The following is a 20,933-nucleotide window of genomic DNA, read 5'->3' as shown; positions in this document are numbered from 1 at the left end:
AATTTATTAAAAAATCTAAAAAATATAAAAGGAGATTAAAATTTGATATGTCAAATGATGATATATTATTACAAGTTGAAGATTTGACCACTTCCTTCCGGATAGATGAACAATTTTATCCGGCGAATGACCATATTAATTTGGATGTATATGAGAATGAAATAGTGGCAATTGTCGGCGAATCAGGGTGCGGAAAATCTGCTTTTGGACATTCCATTATGGGGATGCATCATCAAGAACAAACGAAAATCAGTGGAAAGATTCATTTTAAAGGGGCGGATCTATTATCTTATTCCAACACTCAATTGAATAAAGTTCGCGGCAAAGAAATTAGTATGATTTTTCAGGACCCTCTAACTGCATTAAACCCTTTAATGATCGTGGGAAAACAAATTGAAGAGGGGATGAAATATCACACGAAATTATCTAAAAACAAACGAAAACAAAAAGCGATAGAAATTCTTAATGAGGTGAAAATTCCGCAGCCGGAAAGAGTATATTCACAATATCCCCATGAATTATCCGGCGGAATGCGGCAGCGGATTGTTATTGCGATTGCAATTGCCTGTGAGCCCTCTCTGATTATTGCTGATGAGCCTACGACTGCGTTGGACGTTACTATTCAAGCTCGAATTATCGATTTATTAAAAGAATTAAAAAGGCGAATGAAGACAAGCATTATTTTGATTACACATGATTTAGGTGTTGTGTCAGAAATGGCTGATCGCATAGCTGTGATGTATGCTGGAGAATTTGTAGAAATAGGAGAGGTGAAGCGTTTCCTGAAAAATCCGCTGCATCCTTATTCCAAATCATTGTTGTACTCACTTCCTTCCAAAAACAATCAGGGTGAAAAATTACACGTTATTAAAGGCGTGGTTCCATCTTTGAACCATCTTCAAAGGCAGGGCTGCCGCTTTAAGCCTCGAATGAACGGCACAGATGATTCTATTCACGAAGAAACACCAACGTTAAGAGAAGTTGAAAAAGGTCATTGGGTCCGGTGCACATGCTATAAACATTTTCAAATTGAGAATTCTCATCAAGTGGTGGAGGAGGAGAAGGATGACGTTTTTCAAGGTCAATAATTTAAAGGTATACTATCCTATCCGTGGAGGCATTTTCCGCAGAGTCGTCAATCATGTTAAAGCAGTGGATAATATCAATTTTGAATTGAAACGGGGCGAGACATATGCGTTAGTAGGTGAATCAGGATGCGGAAAAACAACAACCGGCAGAACTGTCGTCGGGCTGACAAAAGCTACCTCCGGCGAGGTTATATTTAATAATTTGGATCTGACAAAATGTAACCGCAAACAAATTCATGAAAGCAGAAGAGAGATACAAATGGTATTTCAAGATCCTTATTCTTCTTTAAACCCGAAAAAGACAGTCTATGATATCGTCGCTGAGCCTCTGCGGAACTTTGAGAACCTGTCGAAATCAGAAGAGAGGGAGCAAGTGGAATACTTTATGCAGAAAGTAGGAATGAGCAGGGATTCCTTATTTAAATATCCTCATCAGTTTTCAGGAGGACAGCGGCAGCGGGTAGGTATTGCCAGGGCATTAACATTAAAGCCTAAAATAATCATCGCTGACGAGCCGGTCTCTGCATTGGATGCTTCCGTACAGGCACAAGTACTTAACTTTATGCAAGACATCCAGGAAGAATTTGGCCTTACTTATCTTTTTATCAGCCATGATTTAGGGATAGTCCGGCATATGTGTAATCGAATCGGCATTATGTACAAAGGAAAATTTGTAGAAGAAGGTACAAGGGAAGATATCTATGAAAACCCGCAGCATATTTATACCAGACGCTTAATTGCTTCTATACCTGAATTAGATACAGATCAGCATCAGAATAGTGAATTGCTTCGAAAAAATATTGAAGAAGAATATCAAAAGGAAAATGATAAATATTTTAATGAAGATGGAAGCGTAATGGATTTAAAGCCTGTATCAGATACCCATTTTGCTGCATTACGCTAAGGGGGCTTGAAAATGTGGAAATTTGTTGTTCGCAGGATATTAATTATGATACCCCAGTTAGTTGTTTTAAGTATCCTGGTATTTATTCTGGCAAAGGTGATGCCTGGAGATGCTTTATCCGGTTTGGTGGAAACACCGGGTGTCGATTCATCAACGATTGAAGATATGAGAACAACTCTCGGAATTAATGATCCAGTCCATGTTCAATATCTAAACTGGATCAAAGGGCTGTCTCAAGGTGATTTAGGTACGTCCTATATTCATCAGCGGCCCGTTTTGGAATTATTAGAAGCGAGGCTTTGGAACACGGTTTATTTGTCAGCCGCGATTTTATTCTTAACATATCTTATCGCTATTCCTCTTGGTATTACGGCAGGAAGGTTTCATGATTCTTTGATAGATAAGCTGATTGTCGGCTACAACTATATCACCTATGCGACTCCTTTATTTATATTTGCATTATTAATGTTATTTGTATTCGGGTTTCAATTACAATGGTTCCCTACTGGGGGCAGCGCCGATATTAATTTGGAGCCTGGAACATTCAGCTACTATATGGATAAGATTTATCATTTACTTTTACCTGCTTTATCCGGTGCTTTATTAGCGACTGTTGGAACGATTCAGTATTTACGAAACGAGATTATAGATACGAAGATGAAGGATTTTATCAAAACAGCGAAATCCAAAGGCGTTCCAGAAGCAAAGATATATTCGCATCACATTCTTCGTAATTCTTTTTTACCTATCGCGGCATTTTTAGGATATGAAATTACAGGATTAATTACTGGTTCTATTTTTTTAGAGAGTATATTCAGCTATCCGGGAATTGGACAGTTGTTTCTGCAATCTATATCGCAAAGAGACTTCAGTGTAGTAACTGCACTGGTAATGGTAACAGGGGTAGCGACGCTGATCGGTACACTGTTATCGGATATTATATTGAGTTTGGTTGATCCGAGAATCCGGGTGGAATAGAGAGGAGGGATAGAGTGAGTGTTGAAAGCAGTACAAGCGCTGAAATTCCATCAAATAAATTAACGGGCCTAAAGATTATGTTTAATGAATTTAAGAAAGATAAATTAGCCATTGCTTCCGTTATTATTCTGCTGATCATTTTTATCTCAGTATTTGCTGGAGCGTTGATTTTAGATCAGGAAGAGGTCGTGCGGGTAGATTTATTTTCGATTTATTCTCCTCCGACTTCAGAGCATTTGTTAGGAACGGATTACGGAGGAAGAGATATTCTGGGGCAGCTTATTATTGGAGCAAAGAATTCCATTATCATCGGGTTTGTTATTACCGTGATTACAGGTGTTTTTGGATTTGCAATTGGTTTGATTTCCGGCTACTTCGGCGGGATTGTAGATAATATTATCATGCGCATCATTGATTTTATAATGATTTTGCCGTTTCTTATGTTGGTTATTGTGTTTATCACATTGATTCCAAAGTTCAATATTGTCACCTTTATTATGATTATGAGTGCATTTCTATGGGTCAGCAATGCCCGTTTAATCAGAGCCAAAACACTGGCAGAAAAAGAGCTGGATTATGTAAGTGCATCTAAAATGCTGGGAGCTTCCAATATAAGAATTATGTATAGAGAAATCCTGCCTAATTTAACTTCCATTATCATTGTTAACTTGACGCTAAGCTTTGCAGGAAATATTGGAATAGAGTCGGGATTGAGTTTCTTGGGATTTGGTTTGCCGGAAAGTACGCCGAGCCTGGGGACGTTAATTGGATATTCGACTAATCCTGAAGTATTACAGGGAATGTGGTGGATTTGGTTACCTCCATCATTATTAATTTTAATAATGATGTTGAGTATAAACTTCATTGGACAAGCACTAAAAAGGTCTGGGGATGCAAGACAAAGATTAGGATAGGAGGAGAGACAGTATGAGAAGGAAAAGTGCTTTGTGGATTGTTGTGTCAGGGATATTGTTCAGTATTATTTTAGCAGGATGCAACGGTGAGGGTGAAAGCGGCAGTGAGGGGAGTGGAGCAGAGGGCCAAACAGAAGAAATCAATCTTAATGAAGAGGTTCAAAATGACGGTGAAATTATCGAGGATGGAAGTTTAACCTATGGTTTAGTGTCTGATTCTCCATTCGAAGGAATTCTTAATAGTGCATTTCTTGCTGCGGCACCAGATGGCCAAGTGGTTCAATTTTTTGATGAAGCATTGCTGGCGGTAAACAAAGATTTTGAGATTACAAATGACGGAGCAGCTACTTTTGAAATGTCAGATGACAACAAAACAATCACTATTCAGATTAAAGATAATGTGAACTGGCATGATGGGGAGCCTGTGAAAGCGGAAGATCTTCAATTTGCTTATGAAGTAATAGGAAGTCCGGATTATATAGGCTCGCATTATGGATCATTAATACAAATGGTAGAGGGAATGGATGCGTATAATAGCGGGGAAGCAGATGACATCTCCGGGATTGAAATAATTGATGAGAAAACATTGTCAATAACATATACTGAAGCATCTCCTGCCATATTGAATGGGATATGGTCTACGCCGCTGCCAAAGCATTATTTAGGTGATATCTCAGTTCCTGATATCCCTTCTTCCAAAGAGGTAAGGGAAAATCCTATTGGATTTGGACCTTTTAAAGTGGATAGAATTGTGGCTGGAGAGTCTGTACAATATAGTCGTAATGATGATTATTGGAAAGGAAAACCGAAGCTTGCTTCTATTACGTTAAAGATAGTGAATCCAAACACTGTACTGCAGTCATTGGAAAGCGGAGAAGTAGATATTGCTGAAACGTTCCCGACAGATCAATATCCGAATGCGGCAGATGGAGAAAACTATCAAATTATTGGCGGCATCAATAATTCCTATACGTATCTCTCGTTTAAATTAGGACATTATGATACAGAAAAGAAAGAGAATGTGATGGATCGTCCAAAACTTCAAAATAAGGATTTAAGAAAAGCGATGGGATATGCGTTAGATATGGAACAAATTGCGGAGAATTTCTATCACGGCTTAAGTTTTCCGGCTACGACACTAATTGTTCCTTTCTTTGAAGGGTATCATGATGAAACAATAGAAGGATTTCCATATAACGTAGAAAAAGCAGAGGAGCTGCTGGATGAAGCTGGTTATGTAGATGTAGATGGTGATGGGTATAGAGAGGATCCAGACGGAGAAGAATTTATCATTAATTTCTTGGCAAGATCCGGAAGTGATACTTCTGAACCAATGGCTAAGTATTTCATCCAATCCTGGAATGACATTGGCCTGAATGTGGAGCTGGTTGATGGGCGTCTTCATGAATTCAATTCTTTTAATAAGATGGTGGATGATGATGAGCAAAAAGTGGATGTGTTTATTTCCGGCTGGGGAGTAGGGACAGATGTCGATCCTTCAGGCATTTACGGGCGAAAGATGCCTTATAATAATTCGAGGTTTGTCAGTGAGAAAAACGATGAATTATTAGAGGCTGCATTATCCGAGGAAGCATTTGATACAGAAAGACGTAAAGAAATATATAATGAATGGCAGGCTTATATGTATGAAGAATCCCCTGTAATCCCTATTTTGTACAGCTATAAATTGTTAGGGGTAAACAACCGGGTGAAAGACTATTCTTTTGATACCACCATCTTCGGAACTTGGGAAGAAGTCGGCGTAACGGAAGAAACAGCAGAATAAAGTCCCGCAGTAAAAACAGATGCTTTGTAATCCTATATCATTTGCTGAATGATATAGGATTATCTATTTCTGGATACTTCATCACTGTAACTTATTTGTTTTATGGCTCATTAGTAAATGTTACGTTCTGGACTTGATTTTTTGATGCTAGAAAGGTATGTTTGTCGTATAATGGTCACAAGTACTATTTCTTCATTCATTTACATCATGTAAATAGAATGGGGTGTTTTTGCATACATAGAACTCTTGGTCTTTTGGAGGATGTTCAAAAAGCCCAATAAAGATGATACGGTGAACTAGAGGATCTTCTACTAAGAACGTCCACGTCCTGGGACTGCGATTACTCGTCCCACCGAAAACATTTGTGAACAACATAGAAGTCATCACATCCTGTGAAAGTCCATTCGGAAAAAGTTAGTCGCCTTTTCTTGGTCCTATTTATCGGACTTTTTGAACACGCACTTTTAGGGAGAAGGGGGTATTTATATAATATTAATGTGATGAGAAGCACAGATATGGAAAATGAAATAGTACATTGATACAATCAATGTACTGATTGATAAAGGTGATAACAGTGAATTTATACAGGAAAATATATTTGGATGTCATAGAAGAAATACGGTCTGGTAATTTGAAAATTGGTGATAAATTACCAACCGAAAAAGCAATGTCAGAAAAGTATAAAGTCAGTAGAATTACAACCAAAAAAGCACTTGATTTACTTGCTCAGGAAAAGATTATTGAAAGATTTCAAGGGAAGGGATCTTTTGTTTCTTCAGGACATATAAAAAATCAAGAATCGAAAAAAGAAGCTTCGGTAAAAGCACTGCCACATTTAAGCGGCTTGGTGGGTTTAATCATTCCTGATTTTTCAGATGTTTTCGGACTGAAGCAAGTCAAAATGATAGAGGAAAAATGCAGTGAATATAATTATCATCTGGTGATAAAACGTACGCTTGGTTATGCAGAGGAAGAAAAAAAAGCGATCAATTCTTTAGTAGATAAAGGACTGGACGGGCTAATCATTATCCCTGCTCATGGAACGCATTACAATCATGATTTATTGCGCTTAGTAGTGGACAAATATCCACTTGTTTTGTTAGATCGTTATATTAAAGGTATCCCGGCAAGCTCTGTGCATATTAATAATCAGAAAGCTACCATAATGGCTATTAAATACCTTCTTGAAAAAGGGCACAGAGAACTGGCATTCATTTCTCCCCCAAAAGAAGGTGCTTCGTCGATAGAGGAACGCGAAATTGGCTTTCATATAGCTTTCTCTGATCAAAATCTCCCTGTAAACAATAACTACTTTTTATTAGATATCCAAAGCTCCATTCCCAAAAACTTTTCCTCCGATAATGTGAAGGAAATAGCAGAGAATGACAGGAGAAAAATAGAGGAATTTCTTAAGAAAAACCCTGAAATAACGGCAATTTTTTGTACAGATTACACGATTGCCAATATGGTTTATTCCGTTCTTGAATCATTGGGAAAGAAGATTCCAGAGGAATATGCAATTGTATGCTTTGATTCAGTATCCACAACGAATGGCAACCCTCTTTTTACACATATTTCACAAAGGGAAGATAAAATGGGAGAAGAGGCCGTTCACTTATTAATGAAACAGGTCAACGGGGAATATGACCCGAAACATGTGGAAGTAGACTTTGATTTTATTATAGGAGAGACTACTTAATTTTATTTGCGGAGAGAGTATTTTGAACAGGCTGAGGTTTTTCCTGACAGTTTATCGGGGAAAACCTTTTTTTGCCGCAGAAAGGGTTTCGGTCTACCGAACAAGTTCATTTTTTAAAGAACGTATAGAATAGAACAGGAATTGTTCCTGATTTTATAGAAGCAATTTATTCTGATAAGAACTAATATCATGCAATGACTACAATTTATTTTAATAGTTGTCAGAATTTGTCGTAAAATTTAAAAAATATTATAGAGATATTTTTTAAATAATCTGTTATTATTTAATAGATATTTAAATTCAGATAAAGGCAAACCATTCGAAAGATTGGGACGCAAAGTTACAGGTCTAAGGTTATGCTATGATGGCTGTGCTGCCTAAAATAATAGAATATTTTAGGGGGTTTTGAATGAATAATCTTGCAGATAGAAAAGAATTGGATAAAGAATGGGTTGAGCTTATCAAGGAAGCATTAAAAATAGGAATTGGTATTGAAGAAGTCAGGCAGTTCTTAAAGGAGAACTAAAGTTTCTTAATGTCTGTCAATTGAGTTATATTTCCGTATTTAAGCAGTATTAAAACAGGTGGAAAGTTTTTTAGAATTGGCAATCTTTTTGTATGGAGTTAAATAGATAGACTAACAATAATCATTTATATAAAATTTTTTGAAATAATTAAAAGCATATAACTAGATAGTTTTCTATCTGGGCTATATGCTTTTGTTATATAGAAAGAAATTAGAATCAGAAAATGAGGAGGAAACCAACTTATAGAAGCTTCAAATATAAAGCATAACTGAAAGGAGAATGAATAACATGATATCTCACGTAATATGGGATCTGGGAGAAACATTAACTACTCCTCCCAATAGCAGAATGGATGTAAAACCGCTGACGGAATATCCGGAAATAGAATTAAGAGAGCATGTATTAGAGGTGCTGGAGACAATTAATAAAATGGGATTAAAGCATGCGATTCTCAGCAATACAGCAACAAGTGACAGTGATGTTGTCCGGGAGCTCCTGAAAAGGCTACATATATTAGATAAATTTGAATATATTTTTGCTACGAAGTCTGAATTAGATCCGTCTGTTCCAGAAAAGCCCGACAGTGTCGTATATCATTATGTTCTCGATGAATTAGATATCCGGCCAGATGAAGCTGTTATGATAGGTAATACATGGGATACTGACATCATTGGCGCGAATCGAATTGGCATGCACGCAATTTGGCTGCAAAATCCGGAAATTTCTGTGAGAAAGGATTATGATGAAAAGGTTGTAACCCCTCCATGGATTTTGCCGGTCTGGGATCTTGAAGCTGTTCCAAAAGCACTTGAGTTGCTTGTTGGATGCAGTCAGGGAGAGGAGAGAGGATAGTATATGTATTTTTTTTGAACAAAAAGTGAAGGCGCAGTCCCCTTCAAATTGAGAAGCAATTAGTGAGGGTCAGCCTTCACGGTCTTGGTTTTCGATATAGTTTTTGATTACTTTTAAAGAAGCTCCTCCTGTCGAAAGGATAAGATAGCTTCTAATCCAAAAATAAGGTTTCCAATAATATGGCGCTAAGAATACAGCGAATTCCGTTCGTATATATCTTGAGGATACCGTTTTAAAACGGTTTGTTTTATAATGTGATTATAACACATATATAAGGGAGGGTTGGTTGATGCAACAGACGAAAACGATTAAAAATAAAATAACCTCTCACAGTTCGAAAACCTTCGAACCTACACTTGCTATCTATCGGAAGGCACTATCTTTTCTGGTAGATGTTATCAATACGGAATGGTCTGTTTTAGAAAATTTAAGCACAAAAGAGTTGGTAAACGCTGTAGAAAAATTAACACATCACACCAAAACGAACCCCTGCCCAAAGTATGATTTTGACGCAACATTTTATAAGTTTCCTTCTTATCTTCGAAGGGCTGCCATTTCTAAAGGTTATGGAATTGTGAAAAGTTATCGTTCCAACTATCAAAACTGGTTGGATGAAAAAAGCGAATCAATTGTTAACGGTAAGCATTTTAAGAAAAAACCTCCCGTTTTAACCGTGAAGCATCAAGCATTTCCGGTGTTCTATAAAGGAAATATGTTTAAACAGGTATCTGACAATCAAGCAAAGATAAAGGTTTTCCTGGGCAATGATTGGGTTTGGGTAACGATTACTTTCCATCATAAAAACTTGAAGAATCGTGGAATTGCCGGTTGGAAAGAAAATAATCCTACCTTAGTAAAAACAGGCAAAAAGTATTTCATTCATTTTTCTTATGAGAAAAAGATTCAATTAAATAAAACAAAATTAAAAGAACAAGTCATCGTTTCTGTAGACTTAGGTATCACGAATTCTGCGGTTTGTTGTGCAATGCGTTCAGATGGAACTGTCATCGGCAGGAAATTTATTAATCAACCGGTAGAAAAAGACCGTATGTACACAAAAATCAACAAACTAAAGAAAGCTCAACGTCATTCAGGGTATGTAAATGCACCAAACTATTGGAGACGAATTAATGGTCTAAAGAAACATATTGTGCATCATACATCTTCAGAAATTATCAAATTTGCTGTCGATCATCAAGCAGATATCATCGTATTTGAGTACCTTGGTAAAATGAAACACCCAGAGGGGATGTATGGTGCAAAAAAGTTACGCCATAAAGTACATCATTGGAGCAAGCTGGGCATTCAAAGGAAAGTTGAAGAGATGGCACATTACAAAGGCGTACGTATTCGACGAGTAAGCGCTAAGTATACTTCCGCGCTTGCTTTTGACGGTTCTGGAGAAGTGAAACGGAATCATAAAAAAGACCTTGCCGCCTATCAAAATGACAAAGTCTATCACGCAGATTTAAATGCTTCTTATAATATAGGAGCACGGTATTTTATTAGAGAATTCCTTAAATCCTTTTCTGAAAAGAAAAGGTTACTACTGGAGGCAAAAGTTCCTTCCTTAGTAACTAGAACTCGGCTGACATTGGCTTCATTAATTAGCTTACATCAGGCGTTACGTACTAATGGTGCGTGATTATGCGTGCTGTTTGCTGTATTTAAGTCAATAGAAGCCCCTTTCAAATCTTAGATTTGGTGGGGGAGGTTCACTGGGCTTAAAATATATTTATAAATTATTTACAACATGAAAGCTAGCAAATTCAAAATTGCTAGCTTTCATGTTTGAACCGAACTTTTTTAGTAAATAAGGAATAAATTGAAAAAGAAAAATGGCTTCATGTATCATTAAAACTTAGGTTGGAACCCTTTTTCGATTTCAACCATTAATCCTTCTCAATCTCAACCTCTTCCTTCCCAAGAATATAATAATTCAATTCTTTATCAGGAATGTTCTTAATATCCTTACGCTTGATTAAATAAAAGATAATCCCCAAAACAACCCACGCAGCTAATGCAATTCTGGACTCAATCCCTAAAAATGCCGGTGAACCCGGGATAAGCAGTAATCCAAGGAAGATAATACTGGCCACCATACCCAGGATGGCAACAATTTTTTTCCTGGGTGCTTCAATATGCTTTTTCTCATTAAACGTATGATCCTTTTTCATTTTGAATAACGTAAAAGCGGCATAACAGGTATAAAAATAAGCAATGGTTACACCGATGGAGGACATATCTACGACCCACATCAATGCTTCTCTCCCAAACCATGGTGATAACATAGCAATGACTACTGCAAAAATGATACCCAGGCTTGGTGTGTTATATTTCGGATGAAGCTTAGAGAAGCCTTTTGGAATAAACTTAGCACGGGACATGGCGAATAAAAGGCGGCTGGATGAAATAATAAATCCATTCAGACCGGTAAAAATTCCCATGGTTAATGCGACTGCAAGGATGGCCAGGCCTAAAGGTCCGAGCAGGTTTTCAATGATATAACCAGTTCCCCAGATGTGATTTTCTTCAACAACGCCCTCCCACGGACGAACCATGGAAGTAACAATAATCATTAAACTGTATAATGTTGCTGCTGCTAAAATAGCAAATACAATTAAACGGAATGCCTTACTGGATGGGAAATCAAATTCCTCTGCGGCCTGCGGGACATTATCAAAGCCGACATAAGCCCATGGGGCAATGGCGACGATAGATATAATGGCAGCAATTGCTGTTGTCTCCGGCGGGAACATTGGTGTAATATTGGAAAATCCTGCACTTGGCTGGATACCGACAAGAAGCAGCAGAATAAATATGGCTGCAATCATAACGATACAAAAAACAAATTGCATGCTTCCTGACAAGGTTGTTCCTCTAATATTAAAAAATCCGAATACTGCAAGGACAACGGCTGCTACAAAAACTTCGGTCAAATAAACATCCCAGCCGGCAATCTGATAGAGCGGGATGTTTTCAATAACTTTCGGAAAGATAAATTTAATCATAAGGGCAAATGCAGAAGCGTTTAATGCAACAATACAGATGTATCCTAAAGTTAAAAACCATCCGGAAATAAAAGCGTGGGTTCTGCCGAGACTGACATAAGCATAAGCGAACTCACCACCGGAAACGGGGAAACTCTTAATCAGGAATCCGTAACTGACAGCAATCAGAATCATCAGCAGTGCACCAATAAAGAAACCAATAATTACTCCAAGCGGTCCTGCTGTAGACATCCAGTTGATTGGTTGTACGAAAGCTCCCCAGCCAATCGCTGAGCCTAAAGCAATCGCCCAGACCCAATGGGGCTTGAGTGTCTTCGAGAGTGTTTCTCTCTTTTTCACTTCTTTCATAAGATAATCTCCTTTGGCTATTGGATTGTATTCGTGTCGATATTAATTTGTTTCTTCTTTAATTGTCTCCGAAACCTGTTACTTTCTCTTTCTCCAGATTCCGCTATGATTCTCTTCAAATTAATGATACGCAGCATGAATGGTTACAGCCTTTGAATCCTCATATACACTGACACATTCTTTCGTTTCCATATTCACCTCATTTCAGATTTTTCTACTCACTGCGCACCAAATCGTATACAACACGCCCGGTTTGATAATCAGCGGATTTTGGATGGGAATTATTACATAAACCATAATCATAAGCTGATTCTGCCGGGCTGATACGACATCCATGTCCTTTACCCAATTTTTTCAGATGTATAACCCCCTATCTTTTCAGTAATACATATATGTTAAAAAGATGATAGGGATTATAGGGAATCACTCGTCTATTACTATCTGACTATGAATTATAAAAGATATCACGTTATTTTTGATTGAATTATCTGATTATTTACTAAGAGGCTTTATTATTACGCTAAGATTAATTGAGGGGGCATCACCATTGAAACACGTCAATAACTGTACATTACCATTGATTGCAGCATCTGTAAATTGCTTCCTCAAACAAGCTGGCAGTTCCCATCTCAGAACAATCATAAGATTTATATTTATAAACCTTATTAAGACAGCCTATGCCTGTCTGCATAGATGTAGTTATTTTATTTTTATATAATACATATAAAAAGTTCTTATATTTTAAGAATTGTACAGCTGTCTCCTTTAACGGTTTATTGAAGTTTATATTATTTTTGTTAAAATAATTGTAATAGGGTATATGTGAAATTTTACTTAGGTAGTTTATATTGTTTTTTATAAGTCACCAAGAGAAAGCGTTCCATTTCCTTTAGGACAAAAAACTTATTCCCTGAAATCATCCTATTTTTCGGAATAGGCAAGGTTAAATCATCATGTCTGAGTTCAGAAACTAAGGAGTAAAAAAATGATACAGATAGCAATCGTTGAAGATGAAGTTAATTATCAGGAACAGCTGACAGAATTTCTTCATCAATATGAAAAAGAAAGAAATGAAAATATTGCAATAAAGACTTATTCTGATGGTGATGAAATTGTTGAAAATTATCAGGCGCAATTTGATATTATTTTAATGGATGTTCAAATGGGCTTGATGGACGGAATGTCTGCAGCAGAAGAGATAAGAAAAGTGGACTCTGAAGTGGTTATTATTTTTATCACTAATATGCCGCAATATGCTATCAAAGGATATGCTGTAGATGCATTGGACTATGTCTTAAAGCCGATTTCATATTTTCAGTTTTCGCAGCGCTTAAATCGTGCGATTGATCGAATGAGAAAGAGAGAAACGAATTATATAACGATAAAAGTTAAAAACGGAGTAAAAAGAATCAAGGTCTCTGATATTTTTTATGTAGAGAATCAGGAGCATTATCTTCATTTTACTACAGAAGAAGGGGAATTTATGGTAAGCGGCGCGATGAAGGATTTAGAAAAACAATTATCCAGCTATCATTTTTTCCGTGGACATAGAGGTTATTTAATAAATCTGGAGCATGTGGAAGGAATGAAAGGTAATGATGTGATTGTGAAGGGAAAGGAACTCCCTGTGAGCCGGACGAAAAGAAAAGCTTTTATGGAAGCTTTATCTAAACACTGGGGAGAGACGTTAAAATGAGTGAACTGCTCCCGGAAATACCGAGGCTGTATACGGCGTTGGCAGAGTGGATGGCCTGTATTGTATTTATCTCTCTGCTCAGGAAGAAATTATTTGGCTGGAAACGGATTATCTTTTTAGGCGGAGGGTTGCTCGTACAGTCTGCCTTTTTAGTGCTTACAAAGGATTTACCAATCGCTTTCTGGATTCCGAGCATGATTGCTGCTGCTGTTATGATGTTTGGCTTAATCTATGTAACCTGTCAAATAACTGTCATGGAAGCGGGATACTTTAGTATAAGGGCATTTGTAGCGGCTGAACTTGTCGCATCCCTGGAAAGCCAGGTGCGTTTTTTTCTCTTGAACGGGGAGAGAATGAATATGACAATGGACATATTATTGCTCTTTGCTGTTTACGGATCCGTTTTCTTTTTAATCTGGTTACTGGAAAAACGTCACATATCAGCCAATAGCCACTTGAATATACGACAGGGCGAGCTGTTATCGACGCTTTTAATCGGAATGGCGGTTTTTGGCGTCAGTAATATGAGCTTTGTCAGTGTGCGGACTCCTTTCAGCGGACAATACACCCAGGAAATTTTGAATATTCGAACCTTGGTTGACTTAGGTGGATACGCCATATTATATGCTTATCATATCCAATTAAACGATTTGCGGATAAAGCATGAATTAAAAGCGATGCAGAATATATTTCAAAATCAATATGCGCAGTATCAGCAGTCAAAGGAAAGTATAGATATCATCAATTATAAATATCATGACTTAAAAAATCAGATTATTGCGCTCAGGGCTGAAGAAAACGTAGAAAAAAGAAATGCTTATCTGAAGCAGATGGAAAATGATATCAAATCCTATGAAGCGCAAAATAAGACAGGCAACCATGTGCTTGATACCTTACTTACAAGCAAGAATTTATATTGTATCAAGCATGGAATTACATTAACGTCTGTAGCGAATGGGGCATTGCTTAATCATATGGATATTATTGATATCACAACCATTTTTGGGAATGCCCTTGATAATGCGATAGAATACGAGAAAAAAATAGAAGATAAAGAGAAACGGTTAATTCATGTTTCTGTGTTTTCGCAAAAAGGGTTTCTTGTAATGAGGTTTGAAAACTATTTTGAAGGAAAGCTGAATCTTAAAGAGGGGATACCTAAAACGACAAAAAGAGATAAAAATTTCCACGGGTATGGTTTGAAAAGTATTCAGTATGCTGTGCAGAAATATGATGGTGTGGTGAACGTTGTCCAAAAGGATAGCTGGTTTGAATTAACTATCTTAATGCCTGTTTTAACCCCGCAGGATAAATAAATATCTTAAGACCTGATTGTACAAAATATACAGCCAGGTCTTTTTTGTGTACGCGTAGCCTGTAGAGATGCCTCTCTTTTTCATAGTATGGTACAGTTCATGAAAAAAATGAAACAGTTCATGAACCTTTTCTGCGTGAATAAAAAAATGTGATAGAGTTTAATTCATAGTAATAGAAAAAAACATCGATGTACGAGGTTAGACGGATGTGCTTTTCTAATAAAATGAAAGCGCATTACAGTTTTTCGGATTTTGGAAATTGCTTTTTCGATTTTAGAGTATATGGAAAATCTGCCTAAATTAAACGGTATTAGTACGGATAGCATTTCTTCCGGAAGGTGCTGAAAAAATTGAAAGAGGTAATGGCTTATGAAATATAAAGATTTAATTGAAAAAATGACGCTGGAAGAAAAGGCATCTTTTATGTCTGGAAAGGATTTTTGGCAAACTCAGGATATGGAGCGGTTAGGGATTAACAGCATGTTTCTTGCGGATGGACCGCATGGAATCCGAAAACAGGCGGAAGCTGCAGATCACCTTGGATTAAATGAAAGTATTCCGGCCACATGTTTCCCGACAGCTTCCACTGTAGCGAACAGCTGGGATGTAGAGCTTGGGGAGAAGGTTGGGCAATATTTAGGAGAAGAGGCAGTTGCGCAAAAGGTAAATGTGCTGCTCGGACCCGGTATCAATATGAAACGAAATCCATTATGCGGAAGAAACTTTGAGTACTTCAGTGAAGATCCTTATCATGCCGGCAAGCTTGCTGCAGGTTATATCAGAGGGATTCAATCGCGTGGTATTTCGGCCTGTGTAAAACACTTTGCTGTCAATAACCAAGAGGAAAGAAGAATGTCGATTGATACGATTGTCGACGAAAGAACATTAAGAGAAATCTACCTTACTGGTTTTGAAATTGCTGTCAAGGAAGGGAAGGCAAAGACGGTTATGTCTTCCTATAATAAGCTGGATGGCGTCTATACCAATGAAAATCAGCATTTATTAAAAGATATTCTGCGTGATGAATGGGGGTATAACGGGGTTGTCGTTACCGATTGGGGCGGAAACAATGACCGCGTAGCAGCTCTTCAGGCGGGAAATGAACTGGAGATGCCGACTACTGCGGGAGAAACCAATCAGAATATTATTCAGGCAGTTAAAAGCGGGCGAATAAAAGAAGAAGTATTAGATGAAAATCTTGACCGTTTATTTGATTTAATCTTTACAACAGAAGAGGTTTTTCAAGGAACATATAAAAAAGAATTTGATATTCAAGCGCATCATCAATTTGCTCAAAAGGTTGCGGAAGAATCCATTGTACTTCTGAAAAATGAGGATAATATTTTACCGCTGAAAAAAGGTGTGAAAATAGCAACGATTGGTGATTTTGCCAAGAAACCCCGCTATCAGGGAGCCGGTTCATCTATCGTAAATCCGACAGAGCTTGATAATACGCTGGAGCTGCTGGAGGCGTCCGATATCAACCATATTGGTTATGAACAGGGCTTTGAACGTTATGGGAAAAAGAGTCAGTCTAAAATAGACAGTGCGTGTGCTCTTGCCAAAGAAGCAGATGTCGTTCTCCTGTATATGGGTCTGGATGAAGTAACTGAGGCAGAGGGGTTAGACAGAACAAACATGAAAGTCCCTGAAAACCAGGTTGAATTATTACATGCTTTGCATAAGGTGAATCCAAATATTGTTGTAGTCCTGTCCTGCGGATCTGCCGTTAAAATGCCATGGATTGGTAAAGTAAAAGGGCTGGTACACGGATATTTAAGCGGTCAGGCCGGGGCAAAAGCTGTACTTCGAGTGCTGACAGGTGAGGTCAATCCTTCCGGAAAGCTTGCTGAAACTTACCCGTTACATTATAAAGATACTCCTTCTTACCGCTACTTTCCGGGTAAGGAAGTAAGTGTTGAATACAGAGAAAGTATGTTTATAGGCTACCGCTATTTTGATACAGCAAAGGTGGATGTACTTTTCCCGTTTGGCTATGGATTGAGCTACACCAGCTTTGATTATTCCAATATCCAGGTGAACAGCGACGGCGTGAAATTTAATATTACAAATACAGGTGACGCTGCAGGAATGGAAATTGCCCAGCTATATGTAGGCAGCCAGTCAGAGCAAATTTTCAGACCGGAAAAAGAATTGAAAGGATTTACAAAGGTTTCTTTAAATCCTGGGGAAACCAAAGCAGTAACGATTCCTTTTGATGGTAAAACGTTCCGTTACTTTAATGTAAAAACGAACCAATGGGAAGTGGAGGAAGCAGTTTATCAGATTTCCATCGGCGCATCCATTGCGGACATCCGCTTGACGGATACGATTTCCATAGAAGGAACAAACGCACCAGTCCCATACATTAAAGAAGAATTACCATCATACTATTCCGGTGAAATAAAAAATGTCGGTAAACAGGAATTTGAAGCACTTCTGGGGCGCGAAGTTCCAGCTGCAACATGGGACCGCTCCAAGCCGTTGGGTTACAACGATACGATTGCTCAATGCCAATATGCTAGAGGTTTATTTGCCAGATTTGCCTTCCAGGCTATTACGTTCTCTCATTGGTTCCTGAAAAAGATAGGAAAGCGTGATACGGCAAATCTAATCATGATGTCCGTCTATCATATGCCGTTTCGGGGTATGGCCCGAATGACCGGCGGAATTATGAATATGCCAATGCTCGACGGGGTTTTGATGATTGTAAACGGTCATTTCCTAAAAGGGTTGAAACATGTCGTAAAAGAAAGAAATAAGATGTTAAAAAGTCGAAAAGCTATCAACTGACGCTAGCATAAGTGATAGAGGAGAGGTAAAATGGAAAAAGAGAAGGAAAAAGAAATAGAGAAAAAAATAGCTTCTAATCGGCTTATGAGGTTTTGGGGGAATTATAAAGAAAAACATCCTAATATTGCACAATTTCTGGTTTTCTTCATTCTTAGTAATGGGGTTACGGTGCTCCAGCTTGTGTTAATGCCTGTTTTTAAAAGTATATTTGCTAAAACAGCATTAGTAACAACAAATTTTCAAGTGTTGCAATTCGGGCAAAACTTTGACGGCTCTGCTTATTATGTATTTGATTATGCTGCCGGCCCGTTATCTCAAGGCGGCGGCGGAGGACTTGCTTATTTTTTCGCCGTTCAAATTACCATATTGATTGCTCAGGTTATTAACTTTTTTGCTCAAAGAAGCATTACATTTAAATCAAACAGTAACATATGGACAGCAGCTTTTTGGTACTTAGTAGCTTATATTATTATTACAATTGGCGCTGCAGCGGCACAAGGATTCTATAAAGCACCAATCTATGATTTACTGATGAATACTTGGGGAATGGGCTCATTAGGAGAAACGACAGCCGATGTGATTACAATGATTATTAATAGCGCTATATCATTCTGGGTTTTCTTCCCTATATTTAAAATTATATTTAAACAGGTACCAGAAGAAGAGGCGAAGTAAAGGTAGTGTAAAAAATGAAATTATTATCAGTGGTTATTCCTTGCTATAATTCACAGGATTATATGGAATATTGTATCGAATCTCTTTTGCCTGGCGGAGAGGAAGTTGAGTTATTGATCGTGAATGATGGTTCCTCTGATAATACGGCAAAAATTGCAGATGCATATGCGATAAGATATCCTTCCATTATCCGTGTCATCCATCAGGAAAATGGAGGCCATGGTGAAGCGGTCAATGCGGGCATCAGGAACGCATCCGGATTTTATCTGAAGGTAGTAGACAGCGATGATTGGGTAGATGTAAGAGCATATCTGAAAATTTTAAAGATATTAAAAGGGTTTGTTACAGAAAAACAGACAGTCGACATGATTATTAGTAACTTCACCTATGAAAAAGAGGATAAAAAGTACAAGAAGGTGATGAAGTACGAAGATGTTCTTCCGGTAGATAAAATATTTACCTGGGAGGATATCAAGCCATTTCGCAGAGGGCAATATCTGTTGATGCACTCTCTTATTTATAGAACAGAGCTGTTAAAAAATTGTGGCCTGGTGCTTCCAAAACATACTTTTTATGTTGATAATCTATTTGTGTTTGTTCCGCTTAAACATGTGAAAACAATGTTCTATATTAATCTGGAATTTTACAGGTACTTTATAGGAAGGGAAGACCAGTCTGTTCAAGAGAATGTCATGATTAAGAGAATCGATCAGCAGATTAAAGTGAATAAACAAATGATCGATGATCTGGAATTAGAAGATATAACAAGTCCTAAGCTTAGGCAGTATCTGCTTCATCAGCTTGAAATTGTCACTGTTATTTCTTCTATTCTATTAATAAAATCAGGAACAGCTGAAAATCTGCAGAAGAAAAAAGAATTGTGGAGGTATATGAAGGAAAAAGATCAGGAATTATACCATGAAATTCGATATGGAATGATCGGGATATTATTAAATTTACCTGGAAGGCCGGGAAGAAGTATCTCGGTAGGGGGATATAAAATATCTCAAAGATTTATCGGGTTTAATTAATCATCAGCATATCTCTTAAAAAGATAGCTTTCTATATGAAACATCATAGAAAGCTATCTTTTGATTTTAATATTGGATTTAGTTGCCAGTAGATAAGAAGTAATATGGAATGAAAAATGATAAGAAAGTACATATATTGCGGGAGGAACAAAGGAATGTTTGATTATTTGGTTGTCGGCACGGGATTATTCGGAAGTACATTTGCACACGAAGCAGCTAAAAAAGGAAAAAAAGTGAAGATGATTGATAAAAGGGATCATATCGGCGGGAACATTTATACGGAGAAGGTAGAAGATATTATTGTTCATAAGTATGGAGCACATATTTTTCATACAAATAATCAGGAAATTTGGGACTATGTGAACCAGTTTGCAGATTTTAACCGTTATACAAATAGCCCGATAGCAAATTATCATGGTGAAATTTACAATATGCCGTTTAACATGAATACATTTAATAAATTATGGGGTGTTGTCACACCGGAAGAGGCAAAAGCTAAAATAGAAGAACAGAGAAAAGCAGCTAATATTGAAAAGCCGAATAACTTAGAAGAACAGGCCATTTCTTTAGTCGGAACAGATATCTATGAGCGGTTAATAAAAGGTTATACCGAAAAACAGTGGGGTCGTAAAGCGTCAGATCTGCCTGCTTTTATTATTAAACGTCTTCCTGTCCGGTTCACGTATGATAATAATTACTTTAATGACCGCTTTCAGGGGATCCCAATTGGCGGCTACACACAAATTATTGAAAACATGCTTGCCAGTGATCGGATCAGCGTAGAATTAAATACAGATTTTTTCTCTAATAGAGAAGAATATATGAAGACTTATCCAAAGATTATTTATACTGGAATGATTGATCAATTCTTTGATTATAAATATGGCGAATTGGAATACCGCAGTTTAAAATTTGAATCCGCTGTGCTGGAACAAGAGAACTACCAGGGTAATGCAGTGGTGAATTATACAGATTCGGAAACACCTTATTCACGTATTATTGAGCATAAGCATTTCGAATTTGGAAAACAGCCCAAAACAATTATCACAAAGGAATATCCTATGTCCTGGGAAAAAGGATCAGAGCCTTATTATCCGATTAATGATGATAAAAATAATGAGAAATTTAAGCAGTATCAGGACTTGGCTGAGAAGCAATCCAATGTGATTTTCGGCGGCCGTCTGGGGATGTATAAATATTATGATATGCATCAGGTGATTGCTGCGGCTTTGACAGTGGCTAAGAGAGAATTATATTAAAAATAGCATTCATTTTTTTAGAATGTTAAAAATAAGAATTCTTGTAAGCTCTTACC

General features: G+C 37.4%; 17 protein-coding genes, 1 pseudogene and 1 riboswitch. Of the genes and pseudogenes, 15 read left to right on the top strand and 3 right to left on the bottom strand.

Features of this window, described 5'->3' with window-relative positions:
• The first annotated feature begins 47 nt into the window (after positions 1-47).
• From IEX29_RS02285 to IEX29_RS02250, 8 genes are all read left to right on the top strand, one after another.
• Positions 48-1,088 (top strand): ABC transporter ATP-binding protein, encoded by a 1,041-nt coding sequence (locus IEX29_RS02285; RefSeq protein ID WP_188732864.1) that lies wholly within the window; start codon positions 48-50, stop codon positions 1,086-1,088.
• Positions 1,066-1,992, top strand: coding sequence for an ABC transporter ATP-binding protein (locus tag IEX29_RS02280; RefSeq protein WP_188732863.1), 927 nt, complete (start codon positions 1,066-1,068; stop codon positions 1,990-1,992). The genes IEX29_RS02285 and IEX29_RS02280 overlap by 23 nt, the downstream gene beginning before the upstream one ends.
• Before the next feature lie 12 nt (positions 1,993-2,004).
• Complete coding sequence (gene opp4B / locus IEX29_RS02275) at positions 2,005-2,970, top strand: oligopeptide ABC transporter permease (RefSeq protein WP_077601638.1); 966 nt, start codon at positions 2,005-2,007, stop codon at positions 2,968-2,970.
• Positions 2,971-2,984: 14 nt separating this feature from the next.
• Positions 2,985-3,884: an ABC transporter permease gene (locus IEX29_RS02270; protein ID WP_303046890.1), complete on the top strand. Its 900-nt coding sequence runs from the start codon at positions 2,985-2,987 to the stop codon at positions 3,882-3,884.
• A gap of 13 nt (positions 3,885-3,897) precedes the next feature.
• The gene (opp4A, locus tag IEX29_RS02265; protein ID WP_077601639.1) at positions 3,898-5,670 is read left to right on the top strand and encodes an oligopeptide ABC transporter substrate-binding protein; all 1,773 of its coding nucleotides are present in this window, start codon (positions 3,898-3,900) and stop codon (positions 5,668-5,670) included.
• Positions 5,671-6,235: 565 nt separating this feature from the next.
• A complete protein-coding gene (locus IEX29_RS02260; protein ID WP_229720068.1) occupies positions 6,236-7,369 on the top strand; it encodes a GntR family transcriptional regulator in 1,134 nt (377 codons plus the stop codon).
• A 299-nt stretch (positions 7,370-7,668) separates the two neighbouring features.
• Positions 7,669-7,750, top strand: a riboswitch (cyclic di-GMP riboswitch).
• A 28-nt stretch (positions 7,751-7,778) separates the two neighbouring features.
• On the top strand, positions 7,779-7,895 hold the full coding sequence (locus IEX29_RS02255; protein ID WP_077601641.1) for an anti-repressor SinI family protein: 117 nt from the start codon (positions 7,779-7,781) through the stop codon (positions 7,893-7,895).
• A 289-nt stretch (positions 7,896-8,184) separates the two neighbouring features.
• Positions 8,185-8,748, top strand: coding sequence for an HAD family hydrolase (locus IEX29_RS02250; protein ID WP_077601642.1), 564 nt, complete (start codon positions 8,185-8,187; stop codon positions 8,746-8,748).
• Positions 8,749-8,817: 69 nt separating this feature from the next.
• Here the strand turns inward: IEX29_RS02250 and IEX29_RS02245 are convergent.
• A pseudogene (locus IEX29_RS02245) lies at positions 8,818-8,979 on the bottom strand (transposase); the annotation flags it as partial.
• A 58-nt stretch (positions 8,980-9,037) separates the two neighbouring features.
• Here IEX29_RS02245 and IEX29_RS02240 point away from each other — a divergent pair.
• Positions 9,038-10,393: an RNA-guided endonuclease TnpB family protein gene (locus IEX29_RS02240; protein ID WP_077601643.1), complete on the top strand. Its 1,356-nt coding sequence runs from the start codon at positions 9,038-9,040 to the stop codon at positions 10,391-10,393.
• A gap of 247 nt (positions 10,394-10,640) precedes the next feature.
• Here the strand turns inward: IEX29_RS02240 and IEX29_RS02235 are convergent, their stop codons facing one another.
• Entirely contained in the window at positions 10,641-12,098 is a 1,458-nt protein-coding gene (locus IEX29_RS02235; protein ID WP_188733052.1) for an APC family permease, read from the bottom strand.
• 223 nt (positions 12,099-12,321) lie between these two features.
• Positions 12,322-12,456, bottom strand: coding sequence for a hypothetical protein (locus IEX29_RS26955; RefSeq protein ID WP_268239007.1), 135 nt, complete (start codon positions 12,454-12,456; stop codon positions 12,322-12,324).
• A gap of 636 nt (positions 12,457-13,092) precedes the next feature.
• Between IEX29_RS26955 and IEX29_RS02230 the strand changes: the two genes are divergently transcribed.
• The 6 genes from IEX29_RS02230 to glf all read left to right on the top strand — a co-directional run bounded on the left by IEX29_RS02230 (position 13,093) and on the right by glf (position 20,877).
• A complete protein-coding gene (locus IEX29_RS02230) occupies positions 13,093-13,803 on the top strand; it encodes a LytR/AlgR family response regulator transcription factor (RefSeq protein WP_077601644.1) in 711 nt (236 codons plus the stop codon).
• A complete protein-coding gene (locus IEX29_RS02225) occupies positions 13,800-15,119 on the top strand; it encodes a sensor histidine kinase (protein WP_077601645.1) in 1,320 nt (439 codons plus the stop codon). Before IEX29_RS02230 ends, IEX29_RS02225 begins: the two co-directional genes overlap by 4 nt.
• 369 nt (positions 15,120-15,488) lie before the next feature.
• On the top strand, positions 15,489-17,912 hold the full coding sequence (locus IEX29_RS02220) for a beta-glucosidase (RefSeq protein ID WP_077601646.1): 2,424 nt from the start codon (positions 15,489-15,491) through the stop codon (positions 17,910-17,912).
• Positions 17,913-17,942: 30 nt separating this feature from the next.
• Positions 17,943-18,587: a hypothetical protein gene (locus IEX29_RS02215; protein WP_229720053.1), complete on the top strand. Its 645-nt coding sequence runs from the start codon at positions 17,943-17,945 to the stop codon at positions 18,585-18,587.
• A gap of 14 nt (positions 18,588-18,601) precedes the next feature.
• Positions 18,602-19,618 (top strand): glycosyltransferase family 2 protein, encoded by a 1,017-nt coding sequence (locus tag IEX29_RS02210; RefSeq protein WP_077601647.1) that lies wholly within the window; start codon positions 18,602-18,604, stop codon positions 19,616-19,618.
• Between the two features lie 155 nt (positions 19,619-19,773).
• Positions 19,774-20,877: a UDP-galactopyranose mutase gene (gene glf, locus IEX29_RS02205; RefSeq protein WP_188732862.1), complete on the top strand. Its 1,104-nt coding sequence runs from the start codon at positions 19,774-19,776 to the stop codon at positions 20,875-20,877.
• Positions 20,878-20,933 lie beyond the last annotated feature (56 nt).

Origin of the sequence: Oceanobacillus neutriphilus, from assembly GCF_014645515.1 — a bacterium.
GTDB classification, from domain to species: Bacteria; Bacillota; Bacilli; order Bacillales; family Amphibacillaceae; genus Oceanobacillus; species Oceanobacillus neutriphilus.
This window is presented reverse-complemented; position numbering and strand designations above follow the sequence as displayed.